Here is a 22,096-nt window from a genome sequence, read left to right on the forward strand (position 1 = left end):
TTATTGGGGTAACCCATAAGTATAGGTTGAGCGATATAGTAATTTAGTCGTTTAGCTAACTCAATTGTTTAATAAGTTTAATAATATTCTATTGGTTTAACCTTGCTCATGCGCTAACAATTTTTCTTTTAAAGTTAAGCCACCGGCGTAGCCCGTAAGTTTACCGTTACTGCCTATAATGCGATGGCATGGAATAATTAACGCAATAGGATTTTTGCCATTGGCACCACCAACAGCCCGAACTGCTTTTGGGTTATCTATTGCTTGTGCCAGCCATTTATAAGATTGGGTTTGACCATATTTTACTTGGATTAATGTTTGCCAGACTTGTTGTTGAAAAGCGGTACCCTGTGGGTCAAGTGGTAGATCAAATTCGGTACGTGTTTTACTAAAATACTGTGTTAATTGACGGATTACTTCGCTAAATCTTTCAGGTGCATGTAGCGCGCCCTTTGGCACTTCCATGGCTGCCTCACCAGATTGAAAAATAAGTGCACTAAGTCCTTTGTCGGTTGCGAGCAGTAAAATTTCGCCAACGGGAGATGAAGTGATTGTGTAATACATGATGTGCCTCTAGTTTATTTTTAGCGAATGCCATAAGTACATAGCGGCGTATGCTCGCCATGGCCGCCAATTTTCAGCAGTTGCTAATATTTGTTTATTGCTTGGTTTTTGCTGGTTGTCGCTTAACGCTTTGATGATGCCAAGATCTGCGCTTGGAAAAGCGTCAGGGTCACTAAGCCCGCGCATGGCAATGTAGTTCACGGTCCACGGGCCTATGCCTTTAATTGCACATAGCGATTTTTCTAATTCATCAAGTGATTGATACTGAGTCATCAGTGATTTGTTGTCACGATAATATGCCACCCAGTTTTTTAACGTGGCTATTCGTGATTGGGTTAAACCTAAGCCTTCAAAATCAGCATTTAGCAATGCGCCTTCATCCGGGAAAAAGGTAGAAATAGCGTTGGGCAAATGGTTTACCGTTTCGCCATAACGCTCGCTTATACGTGTTGCGTAAGTAGTTGCCGCTTTTACCGAAATTTGCTGTCCTAAAATCGCTCGAATGGAAAATTCAAAAATATCCCAACAGCCAGGCAGCCGTAAACCCGGAAAGTGTTCAATAGCTTGCTGTAGTTTGTTATGTGTGCTTAGAGATTGATGAATGGCATTCATGTCGGCATCAAGATCAAACATTCTTCTTACTTTATGAATAACCGTATTTAAATAGCGATAGTCTGATAAAGATACCGTCATCACCAGTGCTGGTTTTTTTGCATGATGTGTTAATTTAAACCAGCCAGTACAGTCATCAAGTTTTATATTTCTTTGATAGCTGTCGGTTGTTACCACTTCAACACCGTCTAATTGGCGGTATTGGAAAAACGACAACATAAGCGGCCAATCGAATGGTGGCCGATAACTTAACAGTACCTCGATATGATCTGTTTGCTCTTTTGCTTGGTGTTTACGCAGATCAGATGGTGGGCACTGATATTTCTCTTTAATCGTTTCATTAAAACGACGCAGGCTATTAAAACCGCTGGCATAACAGACATCACTTAATGATAAGTCTGAACTTTGAATGAGTTTTCTTGCCAGTAGCAGTCGTTGCTGTTGAAAATATTCGCTGGGAGAAATGCCAAAATATTGTTCAAATAAGCGTTGTAACTGTCTGGTACTTAAACGAAATTGCTTGGCGATAGAAGTAATGGAGTCTGTTCTGTAATCAAACGTACTTAATATGCGTTTTAGCTTTATCGGTAAATTTTTAACGGCAGCCTGCTCAGGGAAACAGCGTTTACAAGGCATAAAACCTGCCAATTGAGCTTGTTCTGCACTGAGGTAATAGCGCACATTTTCTGGCTTGGGTGGACGAGCTGGACAAATAGGACGACAAAATATGCCGGTAGAAAGTACAGCGGTAAAAAACTTGCCATCAAACCTAGCATCACGGCTTAAGCGCGCTTTTTCACATATTTTAACGTCTAACATAACAAGACATACCAAAGATAATAACTGATACCAGCATAACTGATTTTATAACTTATACTCGCGGTAATGCGACATCAATGTGTAAAAAAGCGGGAAACAAGTTCCCGCATAATATTTTTACTTCGTTAGCGTTTGATTAGCAGGTTTACACCATTTTTAATTTCCACTGACCTTTTTTAAATAAGTGCCAGCCAACTAAAGCAAATACTGCTTGTGCTAATGTCACGGAAATAAATACACCACTTGGGCCAAACATCAACAGCTTAGCCAAGCTGTAAGCCAGTGGGATCTGTATTAACCAATAACATAAGAAATTTACTTTTGTTGGTGTAATGGTATCTCCTGCTCCATTAAATGCTTGCACCAAAATCATACCTAAGGCAAAGAAACCATTACCTAGACTGATTAATTGAAGGCAGTCAACACCATAGGCAATCACATTAGGATCTTGGGTAAATAGGCCAATGATTTGCGAAGGAAATAACAGTAAAATAACCGCAACTGACAACATGTAGTAAATGTTGTATTTTGCAATGCGCCTTACTGATTTTTCCGCGCGGTCTGGCTTTTGTGCTCCCAAATTCTGCCCAACTAATGTGGCAACCGCATTACTTAAACCCCATGCAGGTAATATCACAAACATAAATATGCGAATGGCAATGGTATAACCAGCCGTAGCATCACTACCATAAGTTGATACTATGCGCACTAAGGCAATCCAGCTTGCGGTGGCGATGATAAATTGCACTACGCCAAAAAATGACAGTGACAATAAATTTTTAATGATATCTAGCCTTAGCCAAAGGTGTTTAATGCCAATTTGTATACGGCCAGCAATTCCAAACAAATGATTTAGCTGATATAAAACGCCGACACCACGCCCTATTGTTGTTGCTACAGCTGCACCCGTTAAGCCCATTTCTGGAAACGGACCAACACCGTATATCAATAAAGGATCTAGCACGATATTAATACCATTTGCCAGCCACAGCGAGCGCATCGCTACTGAAGCATCTCCTGCGCCACGAAAAATGGCGTTCATTAGGAACAAGTACAAAATAGTAATTGAGCCAGTCAGCATGATGGTAGTGTAGCCTTTACCTGCGGCTACTAAGGCGTCATCTCCCCCCATAAGGCGCAGAATATCTTCGGCAAAATTTAGCCCGATAAAGCCTACGCCTAAGGCGACAAACATGCCAATCCACAAGGTTTGACCTGCCACTGCGTTTGCTTTGTCTGTTGCTTTCTCGCCATAGCGTCTAGCGATGGTGGCTGTAACCGCCATACTTAAACCAATGGCTACGGCATAAAGCAAGGTTAAAACTGCTTCGGTTAAGCCAACAACGGCTACCGCCTGTGCGCCTAAACCCGAGACAAAAAAGATATCGGTAATGGCAAATATCGATTCCATCAGCATTTCAAGTACCATGGGCACGGCAAGTAAAAATGCTGCTATTCCAATGGAGCCTTTGGTGTAGTCTTGATGGCCGCCTTTTAGAGCCATCTTAAATAGTGTGCCAATACTTGGGCGCACTGTTGTTTGTTCTTGATTTTCTTCTGTTAAATTTTGTTGTTCAGTCGTCACAACGTTAAACCTTTTCCATGCCACAATTGCGGCGTTTTAACTAAGTTATTCTCTAAGAATAAATGAATAAGTGGACTTACGCGTTCAAGGATCGAGCAATGTGTGTTGTGTCAGTAAAGCAAGAGACACAAACACTATCTGACCTAGATAGGCCAAATTGGAGCATCAGTAAAATGACTTGTTTTGATCAGATTGTCGGTCGAATAAAGCTAATGTTTATTGACAACAAATACTGCAGATCCTTGAAGACACAATATCAGACATAGCGTAAGTTAGGGTGGTTGACTTGACCATTGTCTTGCTCTCCAAAGATTGAATGAATAGGAGGGATAGAATGTCAGCCGTTGAGCGTAATGTCAACGGCTTATTTTAAAAATTATTTGTACCCTAAAGTGATAGCTTTTACGGTTAAGTAATCATCTAGGCCATATTTTGATCCTTCTTTGCCAAAGCCAGAGTGTTTGACACCACCAAAAGGTGACATTGCGCTTGAAATAGCCGCTTCATTTACGCCAACCATACCGTACTCAAGTTGCGTTGAAACACGGTGAACACGATGAATATTGTCGGTAAAAAAATAGGCGGCCAAACCAAATTCTGTGTCGTTGGCTTGTTGAACGACGGTTTGTTCATCATCAAAACTAATCAGCGTAAGTACAGGGCCAAAAATTTCTTGTCGGGTAATATCGTCACCATGTTTCACGTTAGTTAATATCGTTAATGGATAAAAGCTAGCACTTGGCTCTTCGGTTAGCCCTCCCAATTCAACCCTTGCTCCTTGCTGTTTTGCTTGTTCGACCATGGCATGAACATTTTTTGCTGCTTGGTGATGAATTAGGCAACCAATTTTATTACTTTTATCTTCACCGTTACCTTGTTTTACATTATTTAGCGCTAATACCAGCTTTTCTTTGAATTCACTAAAAATAGCTTGGTGTACATAAATTCGATTAGGGCTAATACAGGTTTGCCCACAGTTTCGTAATTTAGCATTGCAAAGGGCGTCAACGGCTAAATCAATATTGGCATCGTCAAAAACAATAAATGGAGCATTCCCTCCTAGCTCCATACTGACTTTCTTCACTGATGAAGCACATTGCTGGCTAAGTAATTTACCGACCTTTGTTGAGCCGGTGAAGGTGAACTTTTTGATCAGTGGGTGAGTGGTTAACTCTTTACCTATGGTTTTTGCATCCTCACCCACAACGACATTAAATACGCCGTCAGGTAAACCAGCTTTTTGACCTAAATAGGCTAATGCCAAGGCACTTAATGGCGTTTCTGCTGCTGGTTTAACCACAAAACAACAGCCAGCTGCTAACGCCGCTCCGGCTTTACGTGTGATCATTGCATTAGGAAAGTTCCAAGGGGTAATGGCGCCAACAACACCTACAGGTTGTTTAATTACTTGAATTTGTTTATCGGCTTCATGGTTAATTATTGTATCACCATAAACACGCTTTGCTTCTTCGGCGAACCAATCAAAAAATGATTTGCCATACAACACTTCACCTTTGGCATCAGTGAGTGTTTTGCCTTGTTCTCTGGTCATGATTAAAGCTAAGTCATTGCGGTGTTCAAAAATAAGCGCTGACCACTTTTGAAGTATTTCACCACGTTTCACGCTGGTCATGTTCTGCCATTTGGTTTGGGCGGCATCAGCTGCTTTGATGGCATCAATCACTTGCTGATGTGTTACTTCATCAACTTGGATAATTTCTTTATCAGTTGCTGGGTTGAGCACACGAAATTGTTGGCCACTGTTTTGCCATTTACCATTGATAAATGAACAAGATCTCAATAATTCTGGGTGTTTTAGTTCTGTCATAATCCGTCCTTTGGCCGTGTTATAAGTTGAGTGTCTCAAATTCAATGATTTTGTTAAAGATTATAGACTGATATTTACATTTGTATACAGTATGCAATAATGTGTTTTTTGATCATGTTAGAGCCAATTCATGAACAACATTTCTGCAGAGCAAGTGAGTCAGGCTTTGCCTTTTGAACAATTGGTACCTGCTTTAGAAAAAGCATTTGCATCAAATGTTACCGTGCCACCACGTCAACATTTTGATATTAAAAACGAAAAGGCTAACCGAGAAACAACGTTACTTGTAATGCCTGCGTGGCAAGAAAGTCAGGTAGCAGGGGTGAAGCTGGTGACAGTTGCACCTGAAAATGCGACAAAAAATTTACCATCTATCCAAGGCACCTATGTGTTATTTGATGTGGCAACAGGAGCGGTAAAAGCTTTGATGGATGCACCTGCACTAACGGCAAAGCGTACAGCTGCAGCATCAGCATTGGCCAGTAAGTTTCTATCTCGACAAGATAGCGAGTCTTTACTTGTTATCGGTACCGGCACTTTATCTTCACAGCTAATTGCTGCACATGCGAATGTTAGACCCATTAAAAATGTATTTGTGTGGGGAAGGTCATTTAAAAAAGCACAAGACGTTTGTTTGCAAGTTCAACATTTAGGGCTTAACTGTATAGCGATTGAAAATTTACATGACTATATTGCTAAAGTAGACATTATTTCTTGTGCAACACTGAGTCAACAAGCATTAGTTTGTGGTGACAAACTTGTACCGGGACAACATTTAGATATGGTTGGTGCATATCGTCCAGATATGCGAGAGATGGACGACGAGTGCTTAAAAAGGGGCTTGTTATTTGTTGATAACACAGAAAGTGCCTTGCGTGAAACGGGGGATTTAGCGATTCCTTTAGCAAATGGCGTGATAACTTCTAACAGTGTTTGCGCAGACCTATTTGCATTGTGCCAAGGTGGATATTCATTTAACCGTCCAACTGATGCAATAACTATATTTAAGTCTGTAGGCCATGCGCTAGAAGATTTAGCGGCAGCAAATTTAGTGGCACAAAATTTAAGTTAATGATTTCCCTATAGTCACACAGGGACGTGTGGCAACTCTTGTTACTGATAAATATAATATTTTCTTGTTTTAGCGAAAAATTTAACTACTGTTATAATTTGTGTTAACAGAATGTAATTGAAGAGAGTATTTATTGACTTTACCCTCCATGGTGCTTTTAATTAGTGTAATCAGACGATTTAGGATCGATGCTTAATGAGTACAGCTGTCTCTTTTAATAATAAGTTAAGCCGACGAGTACTTATCTATATACTACTTTGTAGCTTTTTATTGTCTTTAGTTTCTACATCTATTCAGCTTTATTCTGCATTCCAAGACGATGTCGAACGTTTAAATAATCAATTATCCAATATTGAATCCAGTTATATTCAGTCAATATCAACAAGTTTGTGGGATTTTAACGAACCACTTGTTAAGCAACAAATCGAAGGGATTGTCAATTTACCCGATATTAGGTACGTAAAAATAACAACGGGTTTTGGTAAAGTATATGATTATGGTGATCCGGAAGTTGTAGCGAAACAGATTGTTGAATACCCCATTTTTTATGGTGATAATGATTTGGGTGTGATCATGATCGCAGCTGATTATCAAGATATTTATCAGCACATCTGGCAACAAGCTGGCTTTATTGTAATTTCAGAGTCGATAAAAACCTTTATTGTTGCCTTTGCTATTATGTTTATTGTGCACAGGATTATTACTCGACATATTTATCACATCACCACCTACTCTCAACAAGTTAAGGCTGAAAACCTTGATAAGCCATTGGAGCTTGTTAATCGCTCAAAAAACAAAGATGAATTAGACGAACTCGCTGACGCTATTAACAATATGCGTATTGCGTTAAAAAACGATATTTTTAAGCTGGAAGAAGCAGAAAACGCTTTAATTCAGTTAAACGGTGAACTTGAGATTAAGGTTTATGACCGCACTGCTAAATTAGCAGCGAGTAACCAACAATTGCAACAATCACTTGACGATCTTACCTTAGCCAAAGACCAATTAGTGCAATCTGAGAAAATGGCATCACTAGGTCAACTGGTTGCAGGTGTTGCTCATGAAGTAAATACGCCGTTAGGTATATGTGTTACGTCAATAACTGCGCTCAAAGAAAAGGTAGTTGATCTTAACAAGGCGGTTGAAAGTGAAAACCTAACACGCTCACAGCTAACTGGTACTTTATCTTTATTAATTGAATATCAACAAATTATTGAACGAAGCTTAAATAAAGCCGTAGAGTTGATTCGAGGCTTTAAATCAGTCGCTGTTGAACAACATACCGATCCAGAATTAAAAATTAATTTGGCACAACATGTTAATGACGTGGTTAATACAGTTAAAACGCTGTTTAAGCGAAAGAACTACAGTATAAATTTAACGGTTGATGAAAACTTTACTTTAGTTACCTATCCAAGTGCTTGGAACCAAATATTAACCAACTTCATGACTAACTCGCATATGCATGGTTTTGAAGATCAAGACTCAGGTAATATCAATATTCATTTCACGGAAGAAAATGGCTTTTTAACGTTGCACTATAGTGATGATGGCAAAGGGTTAAGCGAAGATATTCGTAAACGTATCTTTGATCCATTTGTTACCACAAAACGTGGCCAAGGTGGCTCAGGTTTGGGAATGAATATTGTTTATAATTTAGTTACAGCTAAACTTGGTGGCACTATTAAATGTCTTGCCGTAGAGCAGGGGTGTGCGTTTCAAGTAAAAGTGCCGATCGTAAAAGAACTCACTTCGGCACCAGTATAACCTCTAGTGCACCTACTGAAATCGACTTATACAGTAGGCAGATAAATTAACACTTGGCTGTTCATGATTAACAACTTGGGCAACCAGTTTTCCCGTTATTGCTCCTAGAGTCAGTCCCAAATGCTGATGGCCTAAAGCAAAAATAACTTTGTTATGTTTAGGCGCTCTACCGATAACGGGTAATGAATCAGGTAAAGAAGGTCGAAATCCTAACCAGCCTTGATGAGTAATTTCTTCAGCATGTGGTAGGTCGTTTACTATATATTGTGCATTTGTGTGCAGCATAGTGGCTCTTTGATAATTTGCCGGTGCATTTAATCCAGCAAACTCTACTGTTCCCCCTAAGCGCAAGCCATGGCTCATAGGCGTTATAATAAAACGTCGTTCTGCGGACGCGACTGGGCGAGATAACTTATCTATTGTAGAGGTAGGCAAATCTAAGCTATATCCACGTTCACCTTCTATTGGCAGTTTGTAACCTAAATCATTGGCCAGCTTTTCTGACCATGCACCAGTAGCAATCACTACTTGATCAAAGGTTTGTGTGTTAATTGGGGTAGTAATCACTATGTGATCACCCTCTTGAGCAACATGTTCAACAGCACTTTGCTGATAAATTACACCTAAACTTTGTGCATAACTTGCAAGATGTTTACTCAAGGTGAGCGGGCAAACTGTGTGTGCTACGTCGGTAAAAAAGAGCGCGAATTCTATAGTGTCTTTTAAATTTGGCTCTAACTTATGAAGAGCCGTTTTATCCAGTAACTCAACCGCAACATCTTGTGATTGGTATACCTGTTGAATTTTTTTTATGTCTTCAAGTGCAGTGCTTTCAAAAACTAATAAACTGCCTTCTTTTACCATAAGGTGTTCACCGCCACTTGCTTGCAGTAACTCTTGATAGGCGCCAATAGCAAGTTCATTTAATTGTTTTATTGCTTGCGTGTTTTTTGTTCGCTTATTGGCAAACATATTTATGATAAAGCGACAAAACCATGGAATAGCTTTAGGGAAATACATAGGGGATATGGCGACAGGGCCTAATGGGTTGATTAGCATTTTAGGCAATTGCCACAATACGCTAAATTCTGCCAGCGGGAAAACCTGCTCAGTGGCAAAGTGTCCAGCATTCCCCTTCGAACATTGCTCTCCCGGAGCACCTTTGTCTATTAAGGTAACCTGGTAACCTTTATTTTGCATCGCGATAGCGCAGTTAATACCAATAATACCTGCGCCAATAACTGCAACTTGTTGACCTTGATTTTGCATAAAACTATCTCAATAAAAAGCCACGAGGAAAAATATCGTTTTTGTTTAATAAAAATTGGTGGATACCAGTTATAAATGCGCGACCACTTACTCTAGGGATAACAGCATTTTTACCATGATATGTTTGAGAATCTTGTATCGACACTGTCATTTTGCCGCCGACAATACTTTCAATGATCACACTTTGTTGATTTTCTAAATTTTCTTTTACTTTAAGCAGTGCTGCACGACCAGAAACCCCTGTGCCAGTAGGAGAGCGGTCTACTTCACCATCAGCAAAAATACAAACGTGTCGTGAATGAGCACTTGGATCATCTGTTTTGGAGGAGTAAAAAATAGTGCCATATAAAAAGCTAAGATCATTTTCCTCAGGGTGTTCAATTAAGTAATCTTTCATCACTTGTAGCTTAATTGCTCGACCAAGCTCTATCAGTTGTTGTGTATTTTCTGGAGTACAAGGCAGTGCTATTTGGTCTGCATCTACATAGGCGTAATAAGCCCCTCCAAATGCAATATCATAGTGAATATCACCAAAACCTTCGATATTGACCATTAAATTTTCAGCTTCTACAAAAGATGCAACGTTATCAAAACTAACTTGTAATTCGTCATTTGTTTTTTGGGCGTATGCGCGAATAAATCCCGCTGGTGAATCTATACCAATAAATTGTTTAGGCGAAGGCAGTGCAATACTTTCTGTTTCAATAGCAACCGACACTGCGGCAATAATACCGTGGCCACACATACTTGAGTAACCTTCATTGTGCATAAATAAAATGCCAAAATCAGCTTGGTCAGTGCAGGGAGCGGTAAGTAATGCGCCATACATATCAGCGTGTCCTCTGGGCTCATACATAAGAAATTGGCGTAAATGATCTAAATTCTGCTCAAGATATCGCCGTTTTTGTAGCATGGTTTCCCCGATAACTTCAGGATATCCTGAGGTGATTATTCTTAAAGGCTCACCTTCAGTATGTGCGTCAATGGTATTAATTTTTTGATAATTATCGATTTTCTCAGTTTTTATTTTCACGCTAAATAGCTCGCTGGCAACTTTTAATACTTTATACTTGTAGGATATGATTAATTGTATACAATATGCCGTATCAGTTCTACAGATAGTTTTGTGCTGCTTACGTTTAATCAGCCACATAGTAAACATGATGAGCGTGTGCCTGATAAGAGGTAATCACCGCTTTGCTTTAAAAGACTTTTGTAATAGGTAATAAATGATAAAAGGCACATTTTTTTGTATCGATGCGCACACATGTGGCAATCCGGTGCGACTTGTTACCAGTGGGCATCCTAACCTGATTGGCAACACCATGAGTGAAAAGCGACAAGACTTTTTAGCCAATCATGATTGGATAAGGAAAGGCTTGATGTTTGAGCCAAGAGGCCATGACATGATGTCAGGATCTTTTGTATATCCACCATGTTCAGAAAATGCCGATGCTTCGATATTGTTTATCGAAACATCCGGTTGTTTGCCGATGTGTGGTCACGGCACTATTGGAACGGTTACAGCTGCGCTTGAAGCTGGTTTGATCACTCCTAAAATCCCTGGCTTTTTAACCTTAGACGTACCTGCAGGGCAAATTAATGTTGAATACCAACAGCAGGACAATAAAGTTAATGCAGTGAAAATTTACAACGTTGCTGCGTATTTAGCGCATCAAAATGTAGTGTTAGATATTCCTGAGCTAGGACAATTGACCGTTGATGTTTCATATGGTGGTAACTATTACGTTATCGTTGAACCTCAGGAAAACTTCCCTGGGATAGAGCATTGGTCAGCTGCTGAGATTTTAAGGTGGAGTCCAATTGTTCGTGAAGTGGCAAGTCAACAGTTAAACTGTCAACACCCCGAAGACCCAACCGTTAGCGGTGTAAGCCACGTATTGTGGACAGGTAAACCAAAAACACCAGGGTCTGATGCTGCCAATGCGGTATTTTATGGCGACAAAGCAATTGACAGATCGCCTTGTGGCACGGGAACCAGTGCTCGCATGGCACAACTTTTTGCCAAAGGGCTTTTAAAAGTCGGTGATACATTTACCCATGAAAGTTACATCGGTAGTCAGTTTGTTGGAAAAGTTGAATCAGTCATAGAGCTTGAAACACCTAACGGTAAAATACCAGCAATCAAACCAAGCATTCAAGGTTGGGCTAAAGTGTTCGGAAAAAACTGCATCACTATTGATGATGATGATCCTTATGCATTTGGCTTTACGGTTAAATAAATTAATTTAAAAACAGCAGGAGCGACAATTATGTCTATTTGCGGAAAGAATTTAGTTGCAGGCGAGTGGTCGGGCACAACCACTGGTGGATTTACTGCATTTCACGCGATTAATAATGAGCCGATGAATATTGAATTTGCTGATGCAACTGAGCAGGAAGTGGAAACTGCTATTTTACAGGCGGCACAAGCTTTTGAAAGTTATAGCCAATTACCTACGCAGGAACGTGCTACCTTTTTGCGTGCGATAGGCGACGAAATTTTGGCTTTAGGTGATGAGTTGGTTGAAATGGCCTGTGCTGAAACAGGTTTACCAGCGGCACGCATTCAAGGTGAAAGAGGTCGAACCGTTGGCCAATTAGCTATGTTTGCTAACATGATAGAAGCTGGTGAATATCAAGCGATTATTGAACATGCACAACCAAACAGAGAGCCTCTACCTAAGCCTGATACACGCTTAGGTTATTTACCTTTGGGCGTTGTTGGCGTTTTTGCTGCCAGTAACTTTCCGCTTGCTTTTTCTACTGCTGGTGGTGATACCGCTTCGGCATTAGCTGCTGGCTGTCCTGTGGTAATGAAAGCACATTCGGCACACCCTGCTACTGCTGAGTTAGTGGCTTTAGCAATCAGCAGAGCGATTACTAAGTGTCAGTTGCACCCAGGCGTTTTCTCGTTGTTACAAGGTAAAAACTACGGGATTGCTAGTCAAATTGTTAAACACCCCAAAGTCAAAGCTGTCGGTTTTACCGGGTCAGAGAGAGTGGGAATGATATTGCAGCGCCAGATTCATGAGCGTGCAGAGCCTATTCCATTTTACGGTGAATTAGGCAGTGTTAACCCTCAATTTATAATGGCAAACAAGCTGGCACAAGATACTCAAAACATTGCCCAAGAGCTTGTTAATTCCTTATTAATGGGTCAAGGGCAGTTTTGTACTAGCCCTGGCATTTGGGTATATCCCGACGATGGTCATGCGGCGATGTTTGAGCAAGCGGCTGCAGATGCAATTGCCGCTACTGAAGCTGGTGTGATGTTAACGCCAGAAATAGCAACAACATATAAAAATTGTGTGCAGCAATGGCAGGAAATAGCTGGCGTTCGTTTACTAGCACAAGGAAAACAAGGCGCCGAGCATTTCTGCACAGCGGCATTATTTGCCACTGATTTTGCCACCTTCAAAGCTAACGCTATGCTTAGTGAAGAAGTTTTTGGCTCTTCTGCACTATTGGTTCGTGTGGGCAATACCGAAGAAATGTTAGAGCTAGTGGATATGTTAAAAGGAAATTTAACCGCGAGTATCCACGCATTAGACAGTGATTTAAGCGACTGCCAAAGGCTTGCGATTCCATTGGCTCACAAAGTTGGACGCTTGATTTACAATCAAATGCCAACAGGAGTAGAGGTTTGCGCTTCCATGAATCATGGAGGGCCGTTCCCAGCCTCTACAGACATTCGTGCGACGTCTGTTGGTGGTGAAGCAATTAAACGTTTTCAACGTCCAATTTGTTATCAAAATATGCCAATAGAGTTGCTGCCTGACTTGCTTAAAGACTAACAAAGCAGATTTATTCTCATATAAAAGGAGCTAATTTCACTAGTTCCTTTTTTTTGCCCAACAAATGCTTATAATGGTCAGCGTCTTGGTTGGGAAATCATATATGAGCATAGTTTATAAAACACGTACACAATTAGTAGTGGAAACGTTAAGAGAAAAAATTCTTAGTGGCGATATCAAAGCAGGGCAACCATTACGCCAAGCCGCTTTGGCTGATGAGTTAAATGTAAGTCGCATTCCGGTACGTGAAGCATTATTGCAATTAGAAGCTGAGGGTTTAGTATCCTTTGAACCTCACAAAGGCGCCACGGCAACAGAGCTAAATATAGAGCAAGTTGATGAATTGTTTGAATTAAGAGCTATGTTGGAAGCTGACCTCCTTGCCGCTTCTATTCCAAATTTGACTGACGAAACGCTAGAGCTTGCGTCAACAATTCTAAGTGAATTAGACAGTGCGCTTGGTAAAGAGAATGCTGCAAATACGTGGAGTGAGCTAAATTCTAACTACCACAATTGTTTGTACTCAGCTGCTAATAAACCGCAAACACAAGAAATTGTAAATACGCTCAATAAAAATGCAGATCGATATATTCGAATGCATTTGTTGTGGGCAGGCGGCATGTCAAAGGCTGAACCTCAACATAATGAGTTGTTAGCGTTTTGTAAAAAACGCGATATTGAAGGCGCGGTTGATATGCTTAAACGCCATATTTTGGAATCTCGCGACGAAATAAAAGCCTTTTTGTTGGAAAGGGAAGGTAACTAAGAAAACAAATATAAAAATCAAATAGATAAGGCGCTTAGAATAGAGTTTTCAGACTGAGTGCCTTGTTGACTTTTCGACCTCATCTCTATAGTATTCACGCGCTTTTTAGCCCTTACATTTTCTGTTCATATTTTTCTTCTATGCTTAAGGGTTAATATCGTTGTACTTGTATCGATGTACAAACCTCTTGTGCAAATTGATATTGCTGGTACATATCCTTGATTTTGCGTCACCGCTAGTCGCACAGGTGCGCATATTTAAAACGCGAGAAATCCATGTTTGAAATAAAGGCCAATAAAGTTGGCAATTTAAAAAACGATGTATTGTCAGGTTTGACCGTAGCTTTAGCATTGGTTCCTGAGGCCGTAGCATTTGCTTTTGTAGCAGGTGTTGAGCCGTTGGTTGGCTTATATGCCGCTTTTATGGTTGGTTTGATCACTTCCATTTTTGGTGGTCGTCCTGGAATGATCTCTGGAGCAACAGGTGCTATGGCGGTTGTTATGGTCAGCCTTGTGGCCTTGCATGGTGTGCAATACCTCTTTGCCTGTGTCGTTCTCACCGGTATTTTACAAATACTCGCTGGTATTTTTAAACTAGGTAAGTTTATCAGGTTAGTTCCGCACCCAGTAATGCTTGGTTTTGTTAATGGTTTAGCCATTGTTATTTTCCTTGCGCAACTTGGTCAATTTAAAGTGGCAAATGAAGAGGGCATTTTTGTTTGGATGCAAGGTAACCAATTATTTACTATGGTTGGTTTAATTGTGTTAACCATGGGCATAATTCATTTCCTACCTAAACTTACACGAGCAGTACCATCTTCATTAGTTGCAATCATCGTGGTGACGGTATTGGCACAGAGCTTAGATTTAGACGCTCGCACGGTTGTCGATTATGTTCGCGATATGACTAATGACCCGGCTGCCTCAATCGCTGGTGGTTTACCTCAATTTGCAATTCCTCAAGTACCATTTAACTTAGAAACCTTAAAAATTATCTTCCCATTTGCTCTTGTACTAGCTGCTATTGGTTTGATTGAATCTCTATTAACATTAACGCTAATTGATGAGATTACTGGCACACGTGGTCGTGGTAATAAAGAGTGTGTTGCACAAGGTGTTTCAAACACAGTTAATGGCTTTTTTGGCGGCATGGGTGGTTGTGCCATGATTGGCCAATCTATGATTAATGTTAACTCTGGTGGCCGTGGTCGTGCTTCTGGTATTACGGCAGCGGTAGGTCTACTGTGCTTCATTTTGTTTGCTTCGAGCTTAATTGAGCAAATTCCACTTGCCGCGTTAGTTGGTGTTATGTTTATTGTTGTCATTGGGACGTTTGAATGGTCAAGTTTTAGAATCATGAGAAAAGTACCTAAAGCCGACGCCTTTGTTATTGTTTTAGTGTCAGGTGTCACCGTTGCCACTGACTTAGCTGTCGCTGTAGTGGTAGGTGTAATTGTTTCTGCGTTAGTTTTTGCTTGGGAACACGCAAAACACGTTGATGTAAAACGCAGCGTTAATAATCATGGTTCAACAGTTTATGATGTCAATGGCCCACTATTCTTTGGCTCAGTGTCTAACTTTTTAGAGCAGTTTGACATTGATAATGATAGTGACGATGTGATTGTCGAATTTAGAAACTCACGTGTTGCTGACCATTCAGCAATAGAAGCGATTGATACCTTAGCTGAGCGTTATATTGCTAAAGGTAAAACTATGCATTTAGTACATTTAAATGCAGAATGTAAGAAGCTTCTAGAAAAAGCTGGAGATCTAGTTGAGATCAATGTCATTGAAGATCCCGACTACCACGTGGCAACAGATAAGTTAGCATAAAGGTTTTAGACCTTTTTGTTAGTAAAGGTTAATAACTGCTAACCTGATAATACATTTGTTTTGTTTATAAAGCCTATAGGTTATAGTTAATCTATAGGCTTTTTAGTTAATGAATGTATGCAATTAGAGTTTTTTGATGTTCCAAGTCCATGTATCGGTATTTGTCAGTCGGATGACAAAGGATATTGTATGGGGTGTTTGCGCACTCGTGAGGAACGTCAGCAGTGGATCAGTTTAACCAGTGATGATAAACAAAAGGTTATTAAACGCTGTATTCAACGCAAAAAACGTAAAGAAGGTAAATTGAAAACCAAAGAGCCAGAACTAACCGCAGAGCAAAAACAAGCTTCATTATTTGATCCTCCTGCCAAAAACACTTTAGACACCTCAAAAGACTTAGATTTTGGAGATTTTGAGCTGTAAACCTGGCTGTTACAAAGTTGATTAACTAAAAGTTATTCATTTTGGTATAAAATATCTTATCTCGTCTATGCTTAGGTATATGGCATATATGAGGTTTTTCTTTTGACTGCTCAGGACTACCAGCGAGAATTAGAACAGCTTAAACAAAAGGTAATTGAACTAGAGCACAGCGAAAAGTTACAGCACGCTCTGTTTAGTATTGTATCTCTAGCTCAAAAGGAAATGGCGTTAGAGCAAATGTATGTTGAAGTGCATAACATAGTGAATACTGTTTTAAACGCCAGTAATTTGTTTATTGCATTGCTTAACGATGACCAAGCTTCGATGCGACTGGTGTATTTTGTCGACGAAAAGGACACCAAAGATAAAGACCTTACTGGCAGACACTTGCCAATTGGTGAGGGGCTGACCTCCTATGTTATTAAACATCGAACTCCTCAACTATTAACCCCTGAAAAAATTGATGTCCTGTTAGAGCAAGGTGAAATTAAAGAAGTGTTAGGCTCTAAAGAGTTTTATAGCTGGATGGGGGCACCGATGATTTCAGGTGAAAGCTTTCACGGCGTTATTGTCGTACAAAGTTATCAAAGAGGGTTTGAATATACTAACAAGGACCTTCAAGTTCTCGAGTTTGTAGCCAACCAAATAGCAGCTGTGATTGAAAGCCATGTTAACGCCATTCAACGGCGCGATGCACAAAACAGATTAGCCGAGCAACACAGATTATTAGCGCAGCAAAATAATAAGCTCAATCAAACAATTGATAACCTAAAAAAAACACAAGAAGAATTAGTGCAACGTGAAAAAATGGCTGCATTAGGTGGTTTAGTCGCAGGTATTGCACATGAGATTAATACACCGTTAGGTATTTGTGTTACTGGTGTTAGTCATATCATGGAGGAGTATAAATACATTAAACAAGCGCTTGAAAAGCAAACCCTATCTGAAGAAGAATTAATGAATTTTTTTGAAGATTTAGAGCTTGGATTAAAAATTTTAGAAACCAATACAACCAGAGGTGCCCAATTAGTTAAAAGCTTTAAACAAGTCGCCGTAGACCAGTCGTCTAACGAGATAAGGCAGATAAACTTAGCAGAATACATTGACGAAGTTTTATTATCATTAAAGCCTAAATTAAAGCGTGTTGCTCATGAGGTTATAGTTGATTGCGCCACTGATATTGATTTGGAGATTAACGCTGGTGCGCTTTCACAGATTCTAAGTAATTTGATCATGAATTCATTAATTCATGGTTTTGAGGGCATTGAAAAGGGACGAATTCAAATCAAAGTTCAAGACAAGGGCAATGTGGTGAATTTTCATTATGCCGACGATGGCAAAGGTGTTCCACCTGAGCAACTAGCAACGCTATTTGAACCATTTTTTACCACAAAGCGAGGTGAAGGGGGCAGTGGTTTGGGGACTCACCTTGTATATAACTTAGTGCAGTCTATTAAAGGTAAAATAAAGGTTAAGAGTGAAATTAATAAAGGACTTGCGTATTTAATTGTTTTACCTAAAGCACCTGAACGTTAAACATTATTCAGGATCGGTAAACTCTTGGTTTACTAATACTGCTTTGTCGATGTTGTTTAGCATAATAGCAACAATATCAGGATCTAGGTGTTGACCTGCGGCTGAACGTAAAAATTCTTCAACTTTGTCAATTGGCCAAGCTTCTTTATAACAGCGTTTATGGGTCAATGCGTCAAATACATCGGCGACAGCGACGATGCGTGCAAATATATGGATTTCTTCGCCTTTTAAACCGTTAGGGTAGCCCGAACCATCGTATTTTTCATGGTGTTGCTGCGATATAATTGCCGCAGCTTGTAAAATAGGTCGTTTTGATCCCTTTAATATATCAAAGCCAATCTCAGGGTGTTTTTGCATTTCGATAAATTCATCGGCATCTAACTTACCTGGTTTAAGTAATATCCGATCAGGCGTGGCAATTTTTCCAATGTCATGCATGGGAGCTGCTTGTTTTAATAATTCAGCTTGCTCTTGAGCCATACCAAATTCTTTAGCTAACATGAATGATACTTCCGACATGCGTCTGATGTGATTACCCGCTTCATTTGAGCGTGATTCAACAACATCCCCCAAGCGGTAAATTAACTCTTCTTGCGTCTCAACAATTTCTCTATTTAACAAAAGGTTATCGAATGCTAAGCTGACTTGGCCAGAGAATATTTCCAGTAAAGAGACGTCAATGGCGTTCATTTGGCTTAAACCTTTAAGATATAAAAGGCTGACTTTATCGCCAGTACTAGGGAAATAACCAACAAGTACATCGTCTTTGAAAATACTTTTTTTACTTTCAATGGCTAAGTTGAAATATTGATAGAGCTCGTTGTCACTTAAATCCAGCTCTTTGTTACCTTTCATTTGTGCAATGATTTCAAAATCATTTTCTGAGTAGATTGCGCCAACCCCGGTTATTTGCACTAACATTGAAGGTTTATCAAGTTTTAGCAGTGACATTGTTTGCTGTAATAAGCCACTGCAAAAATCATTCAGGGAGTGTTTTTCTAAAACGCGGGTGCTGGCTGAAATAACACGTTCTAAGCCATTACGATATAGCTCTTGATACTTTCTGGCTTTTTCAACTTCTAGAATATCTCGATAGGCCCTTAGCGAAGAATAGACTGTAGTAAATAGTTTTTTGCGATCAAGCTCAGTTTTTTCTTTATAGTCATTAATATCGTAATCAACGATAACTTGTTCTTCAGGAGCTTGTCCGGGTTGACCAGTGCGTAAAACAATACGGGTAAACTTGTTCTCTAAATCTTGGCGAATCCACTTAGCAAGATCTAATCCTGCCTCATCTGTTTCCATGACAACATCAAGAAAAATTAAAGCAATATCAGATTGTTGCCTCAAAACATCTTTGGCCTGCTCAGCAGAGTAGGCATGTTCAAAAGTGAGTTTACGACCATCTAGCTCAAGTCGCTTTAATGCCAACGTCGTAATGTGATGAATGTCTTCTTCATCATCAACAATAAGTATTTTCCAAGGCTGTATGTCAGATTGTTGCTTATTTGTTAAAAAAGACAAGGGCATATAGATATGTTCATCGGTTTTTTCTGTTAATTTAGGTATAGCGCAGATCACTGGTTTTAACAAAAGCTAACTCAGTTAAACTTTATTAAACGTGGCCGGTTAAATGTCACTATATGTTGTAAAGTGTTGTAAACCTTAGCTTGTAAAATTTTGTTGACACTGAATTTTTCTCAGTTTTTTTCGCCAGTAGTGTTTGTGTTGCCCACTGTTATAATGTCGTCAATATTATTGACAGTGAATAATTGTTATACCTTCAAAATAACACGCTGAACTTAGGAGTCTTTTCACTAATGTCATCTCACTCTTTATTGAATGAAACACATAATCCGTCACTTCAAAGCTGGGTTACTTCAGCTAATGAAAAAGGGACAGATTTTCCAATCCAAAATTTACCGTTTGCTGTCTTTCGTCAGCAAGGAACAGAGCAAAACTTCCGTGGTGGTGTTGCAATTGGCGATCAGGTTTTAGATTTAGCCGCCGCAGCAAAATCAGGCGTATTTTCTGGTATTGCTCAACAAGCTTTAGAAGCTTGTAGTAACGATCAGCTAAATGATTTTATGGGCATGGGTAAAGATGCTTGGTCTGGGTTAAGAGCCGCTTTATCACAAGCGCTAAGTGAAGGTTCAAATGCTGAAAGCGCATTGTCATCTTGCTTAGTTGCTCAAGCTGACGTTGAGTATGCACTGCCGTGTCGCATTGGCGATTACACTGACTTTTACACGTCTATTCACCATGCAACTTCAGTTGGTAAGAAATTTAGACCGGATAACCCATTGTTACCAAATTACAAATGGGTTCCGATTGGTTATCACGGACGCTCTTCTTCAATTGAAATATCTGGCAGTGATTTCAAACGTCCTAAAGGTCAAACTAAAGCGCCAACAGCCGAAACACCAAGTTTTGGTCCGTGTAAGCGTCTAGATTATGAACTAGAAGTTGGCATATTTGTTGGTAAAGGTAATGAGTTAGGTGAACCAATTGCCCTTGATAATGCTGATAATCATGTATTTGGTTTCTGTATCTTTAATGATTGGTCTGCACGCGATATTCAAGGTTGGGAATATCAGCCATTGGGTCCATTCTTATCTAAGAACTTTGCTTCAACTATTTCACCATGGATTGTTACGACAGAAGCGTTAGCACCATACAGAAAAAGTTGGACACGAGATGAAAACGATCCTCAACCAATGCCTTATTTAGAATCAGAAGCAAACCGTGAATTAGGTGCTTTTGATATTCAGTTACAAGTGAAATTGGAAACCGAAAAAATGCGCAGTGCAGGTGAAGATGCGGTTGAGTTATCTCAGTCAAACTTTACTGATTCTTATTGGACTGTTGCTCAAATGGTTGCTCATCATACAGTTAATGGCTGTAACCTTCAGCCAGGTGATATGTTTGGTTCTGGTACTCAATCCGGTCCAAATCCAGAGCAAGCGGGTTCGTTGTTAGAGTTATCTAATGCTGGCGCTGAACCGATCAGCTTACCAAATGGTGAGTCACGTACTTTTCTAGAAGACGGTGATAACGTAATTATGAGTGGCTGGTGTGAAAAAGAAGGTTATGCTCGCATTGGTTTTGGTTTTGTTGAAGCTAAAGTATTACCTGCATAACTTGTATTAACTTATTTGTTATAGCAAAAAGGCTCGGAATAAAATTCGAGCCTTTTTTGTTGCAGCGCTTTTTTTGCGCAGGGCTTATCAGCAAATTAGGTTTTATATGAAGCTCTCTAATCCAACAGGTGTAAGTACGACTAATCTTGTAATAACATAACTAGTGAAATGAAGTTCATTAGTGAGTGAGACAAAATACAGTACCAAATGTTTTGCGTGCGATGTCTTATTACGCCGAACAAAATTGAAGAGATAAATATCAGAATAAACACTGTGATTTGTTCGTATTGCATATGTATCAGGGTGAAAAATATGCTGGGAATAACAATTGCTCCTGTTACGCCAAACCTACTGTTGACTATACGAGCATAAGCAACACCTCTAAAAATAACTTCTTCCGCTATTGGCGCTAAAACGCTTATGGAAATAACGGCAATTACTATTTCTTGCCAGTTATTAATTTGCTCTACATAATTTTTCATAAAAACTGGCGTTTGCACATCAAGTGCTGCCGTGGTGCTGAATTCAAATATCATAAATACTGAAGTAACAATAACGGTAAAAGTCAGGGTTTTTAAGTGGACTGATTTAAAGGCCAGTTGTTGTGTGATAGGTGCAGTGTTGTTTTCATTAAGTGCATATTTAAGTAAAGGAATTATGGCGATTGCATAAAAGAAGATGCCAATAAAAAGTAAATATGGATTGCTCTCATATTGCTCCATTGTGAGTTGTTGATTAACAAATAATGATAGGACATCACTCATGGTAATAAAAATAGCGATAACAAACTGAATGACGATAGTGAGTAAGAATAGCCAGGAAAGTGTAGATAAAAGGGAACTGCTTGTTTTATCTTCGGGAAGTGATGTAGTTGTCATCGTATATCCTTATTTTTTAGATAGCACACTAATTCCGATGTGCTTGTTAACGCTTTTGTATTGTATTTTGCCAATTGTTTCACGTTTTAAATTAATCGTTAGTTTAGATTATGGCAATAACATAAACATTGTGAATAGCTTGTATAAAGCTTGGTTTGTTATTAATAGTGGCACAATAAAATTGTGCTAAGTTATTGTTTTCTTATAT

At 39.5% G+C, this 22,096-nt stretch carries 17 protein-coding genes; 9 read left to right on the forward strand and 8 right to left on the reverse strand.

Going from position 1 to position 22,096, the window contains the following annotated elements:
• Nucleotides 1-96 precede the first annotated feature (96 nt).
• The 4 genes from IE199_RS05300 to IE199_RS05315 all read right to left on the reverse strand — a co-directional run bounded on the left by IE199_RS05300 (nucleotide 97) and on the right by IE199_RS05315 (nucleotide 5,408).
• Nucleotides 97-564: a methylated-DNA--[protein]-cysteine S-methyltransferase gene (locus IE199_RS05300; RefSeq protein ID WP_189768012.1), complete on the reverse strand. Its 468-nt coding sequence runs from the start codon at nucleotides 562-564 to the stop codon at nucleotides 97-99.
• 9 nt (nucleotides 565-573) lie between these two features.
• On the reverse strand, nucleotides 574-1,995 hold the full coding sequence (locus IE199_RS05305; protein ID WP_189768014.1) for a DNA-3-methyladenine glycosylase 2 family protein: 1,422 nt from the start codon (nucleotides 1,993-1,995) through the stop codon (nucleotides 574-576).
• A gap of 145 nt (nucleotides 1,996-2,140) precedes the next feature.
• Nucleotides 2,141-3,580: an MATE family efflux transporter gene (locus IE199_RS05310; RefSeq protein WP_229854536.1), complete on the reverse strand. Its 1,440-nt coding sequence runs from the start codon at nucleotides 3,578-3,580 to the stop codon at nucleotides 2,141-2,143.
• A gap of 376 nt (nucleotides 3,581-3,956) precedes the next feature.
• Nucleotides 3,957-5,408, reverse strand: a complete 1,452-nt coding sequence (locus IE199_RS05315) for an NAD-dependent succinate-semialdehyde dehydrogenase (protein WP_189768016.1) — start codon at nucleotides 5,406-5,408, stop codon at nucleotides 3,957-3,959.
• A 130-nt stretch (nucleotides 5,409-5,538) separates the two neighbouring features.
• Between IE199_RS05315 and lhpI the strand changes: the two genes are divergently transcribed.
• Both lhpI and IE199_RS05325 read left to right on the forward strand, forming a co-directional pair.
• Nucleotides 5,539-6,480 (forward strand): bifunctional Delta(1)-pyrroline-2-carboxylate/Delta(1)-piperideine-2-carboxylate reductase, encoded by a 942-nt coding sequence (lhpI, locus tag IE199_RS05320; RefSeq protein WP_189768018.1) that lies wholly within the window; start codon nucleotides 5,539-5,541, stop codon nucleotides 6,478-6,480.
• A 195-nt stretch (nucleotides 6,481-6,675) separates the two neighbouring features.
• Complete coding sequence (locus tag IE199_RS05325) at nucleotides 6,676-8,247, forward strand: ATP-binding protein (RefSeq protein ID WP_189768020.1); 1,572 nt, start codon at nucleotides 6,676-6,678, stop codon at nucleotides 8,245-8,247.
• Nucleotides 8,248-8,259: 12 nt separating this feature from the next.
• Here the strand turns inward: IE199_RS05325 and IE199_RS05330 are convergent, their stop codons facing one another.
• Nucleotides 8,260-9,516 (reverse strand): NAD(P)/FAD-dependent oxidoreductase, encoded by a 1,257-nt coding sequence (locus IE199_RS05330; RefSeq protein WP_189768022.1) that lies wholly within the window; start codon nucleotides 9,514-9,516, stop codon nucleotides 8,260-8,262.
• A gap of 4 nt (nucleotides 9,517-9,520) precedes the next feature.
• Complete coding sequence (locus tag IE199_RS05335) at nucleotides 9,521-10,549, reverse strand: proline racemase family protein (protein WP_229854538.1); 1,029 nt, start codon at nucleotides 10,547-10,549, stop codon at nucleotides 9,521-9,523.
• A gap of 196 nt (nucleotides 10,550-10,745) precedes the next feature.
• Between IE199_RS05335 and IE199_RS05340 the strand changes: the two genes are divergently transcribed.
• The 6 genes from IE199_RS05340 (at nucleotide 10,746) to IE199_RS05365 (ending at nucleotide 17,870) form a co-directional block, all read left to right on the forward strand.
• On the forward strand, nucleotides 10,746-11,759 hold the full coding sequence (locus IE199_RS05340; RefSeq protein WP_189768024.1) for a 4-hydroxyproline epimerase: 1,014 nt from the start codon (nucleotides 10,746-10,748) through the stop codon (nucleotides 11,757-11,759).
• A gap of 30 nt (nucleotides 11,760-11,789) precedes the next feature.
• Nucleotides 11,790-13,313 carry an aldehyde dehydrogenase (NADP(+)) gene (locus IE199_RS05345; RefSeq protein WP_189768026.1) on the forward strand — a complete coding sequence of 508 codons (1,524 nt, stop codon included), beginning with the start codon at nucleotides 11,790-11,792 and terminating at the stop codon, nucleotides 13,311-13,313.
• A gap of 103 nt (nucleotides 13,314-13,416) precedes the next feature.
• On the forward strand, nucleotides 13,417-14,079 hold the full coding sequence (locus IE199_RS05350) for a GntR family transcriptional regulator (RefSeq protein WP_189768028.1): 663 nt from the start codon (nucleotides 13,417-13,419) through the stop codon (nucleotides 14,077-14,079).
• 275 nt (nucleotides 14,080-14,354) lie between these two features.
• Nucleotides 14,355-15,911 carry a SulP family inorganic anion transporter gene (locus IE199_RS05355; RefSeq protein WP_189768030.1) on the forward strand — a complete coding sequence of 519 codons (1,557 nt, stop codon included), beginning with the start codon at nucleotides 14,355-14,357 and terminating at the stop codon, nucleotides 15,909-15,911.
• A 117-nt stretch (nucleotides 15,912-16,028) separates the two neighbouring features.
• Nucleotides 16,029-16,334 (forward strand): DUF1289 domain-containing protein, encoded by a 306-nt coding sequence (locus IE199_RS05360; RefSeq protein ID WP_189768032.1) that lies wholly within the window; start codon nucleotides 16,029-16,031, stop codon nucleotides 16,332-16,334.
• Nucleotides 16,335-16,436: 102 nt separating this feature from the next.
• Entirely contained in the window at nucleotides 16,437-17,870 is a 1,434-nt protein-coding gene (locus IE199_RS05365) for an ATP-binding protein (RefSeq protein WP_189768034.1), read from the forward strand.
• 3 nt (nucleotides 17,871-17,873) lie between these two features.
• Here the strand turns inward: IE199_RS05365 and IE199_RS05370 are convergent, their stop codons facing one another.
• Entirely contained in the window at nucleotides 17,874-19,463 is a 1,590-nt protein-coding gene (locus IE199_RS05370) for a DUF3369 domain-containing protein (protein WP_229854540.1), read from the reverse strand.
• Between the two features lie 227 nt (nucleotides 19,464-19,690).
• Here IE199_RS05370 and fahA point away from each other — a divergent pair, with 227 nt between their 5' ends.
• Complete coding sequence (fahA, locus tag IE199_RS05375; RefSeq protein WP_189768036.1) at nucleotides 19,691-21,010, forward strand: fumarylacetoacetase; 1,320 nt, start codon at nucleotides 19,691-19,693, stop codon at nucleotides 21,008-21,010.
• Between the two features lie 140 nt (nucleotides 21,011-21,150).
• On the opposite strand, the gene IE199_RS05380 is transcribed toward fahA, so the two are convergent.
• Entirely contained in the window at nucleotides 21,151-21,888 is a 738-nt protein-coding gene (locus tag IE199_RS05380) for a CPBP family intramembrane glutamic endopeptidase (protein ID WP_189768038.1), read from the reverse strand.
• Nucleotides 21,889-22,096: the final 208 nt, after the last annotated feature.

The sequence above is a fragment of the Thalassotalea marina genome, assembly GCF_014656435.1.
In the GTDB taxonomy this organism is placed as follows: Bacteria; Pseudomonadota; Gammaproteobacteria; order Enterobacterales; family Alteromonadaceae; genus Thalassotalea_C; species Thalassotalea_C marina.

What these genes read in the sequence shown, in the direction of transcription:
- IE199_RS05330 (WP_189768022.1), bottom strand. Translation starts at nt 9,516, where the DNA reads ATGCAAAATCAAGGTCAACAAGTTGCAGTTATTGGCGCAGGTATTATT.
- IE199_RS05325 (WP_189768020.1), top strand. Translation starts at nt 6,676, where the DNA reads ATGAGTACAGCTGTCTCTTTTAATAATAAGTTAAGCCGACGAGTACTT.
- IE199_RS05380 (WP_189768038.1), bottom strand. Translation starts at nt 21,888, where the DNA reads ATGACAACTACATCACTTCCCGAAGATAAAACAAGCAGTTCCCTTTTA.
- IE199_RS05315 (WP_189768016.1), bottom strand. Translation starts at nt 5,408, where the DNA reads ATGACAGAACTAAAACACCCAGAATTATTGAGATCTTGTTCATTTATC.
- IE199_RS05300 (WP_189768012.1), bottom strand. Translation starts at nt 564, where the DNA reads ATGTATTACACAATCACTTCATCTCCCGTTGGCGAAATTTTACTGCTC.
- lhpI (WP_189768018.1), top strand. Translation starts at nt 5,539, where the DNA reads ATGAACAACATTTCTGCAGAGCAAGTGAGTCAGGCTTTGCCTTTTGAA.
- IE199_RS05305 (WP_189768014.1), bottom strand. Translation starts at nt 1,995, where the DNA reads ATGTTAGACGTTAAAATATGTGAAAAAGCGCGCTTAAGCCGTGATGCT.
- IE199_RS05345 (WP_189768026.1), top strand. Translation starts at nt 11,790, where the DNA reads ATGTCTATTTGCGGAAAGAATTTAGTTGCAGGCGAGTGGTCGGGCACA.
- IE199_RS05355 (WP_189768030.1), top strand. Translation starts at nt 14,355, where the DNA reads ATGTTTGAAATAAAGGCCAATAAAGTTGGCAATTTAAAAAACGATGTA.
- IE199_RS05340 (WP_189768024.1), top strand. Translation starts at nt 10,746, where the DNA reads ATGATAAAAGGCACATTTTTTTGTATCGATGCGCACACATGTGGCAAT.
- IE199_RS05350 (WP_189768028.1), top strand. Translation starts at nt 13,417, where the DNA reads ATGAGCATAGTTTATAAAACACGTACACAATTAGTAGTGGAAACGTTA.
- fahA (WP_189768036.1), top strand. Translation starts at nt 19,691, where the DNA reads ATGTCATCTCACTCTTTATTGAATGAAACACATAATCCGTCACTTCAA.
- IE199_RS05360 (WP_189768032.1), top strand. Translation starts at nt 16,029, where the DNA reads ATGCAATTAGAGTTTTTTGATGTTCCAAGTCCATGTATCGGTATTTGT.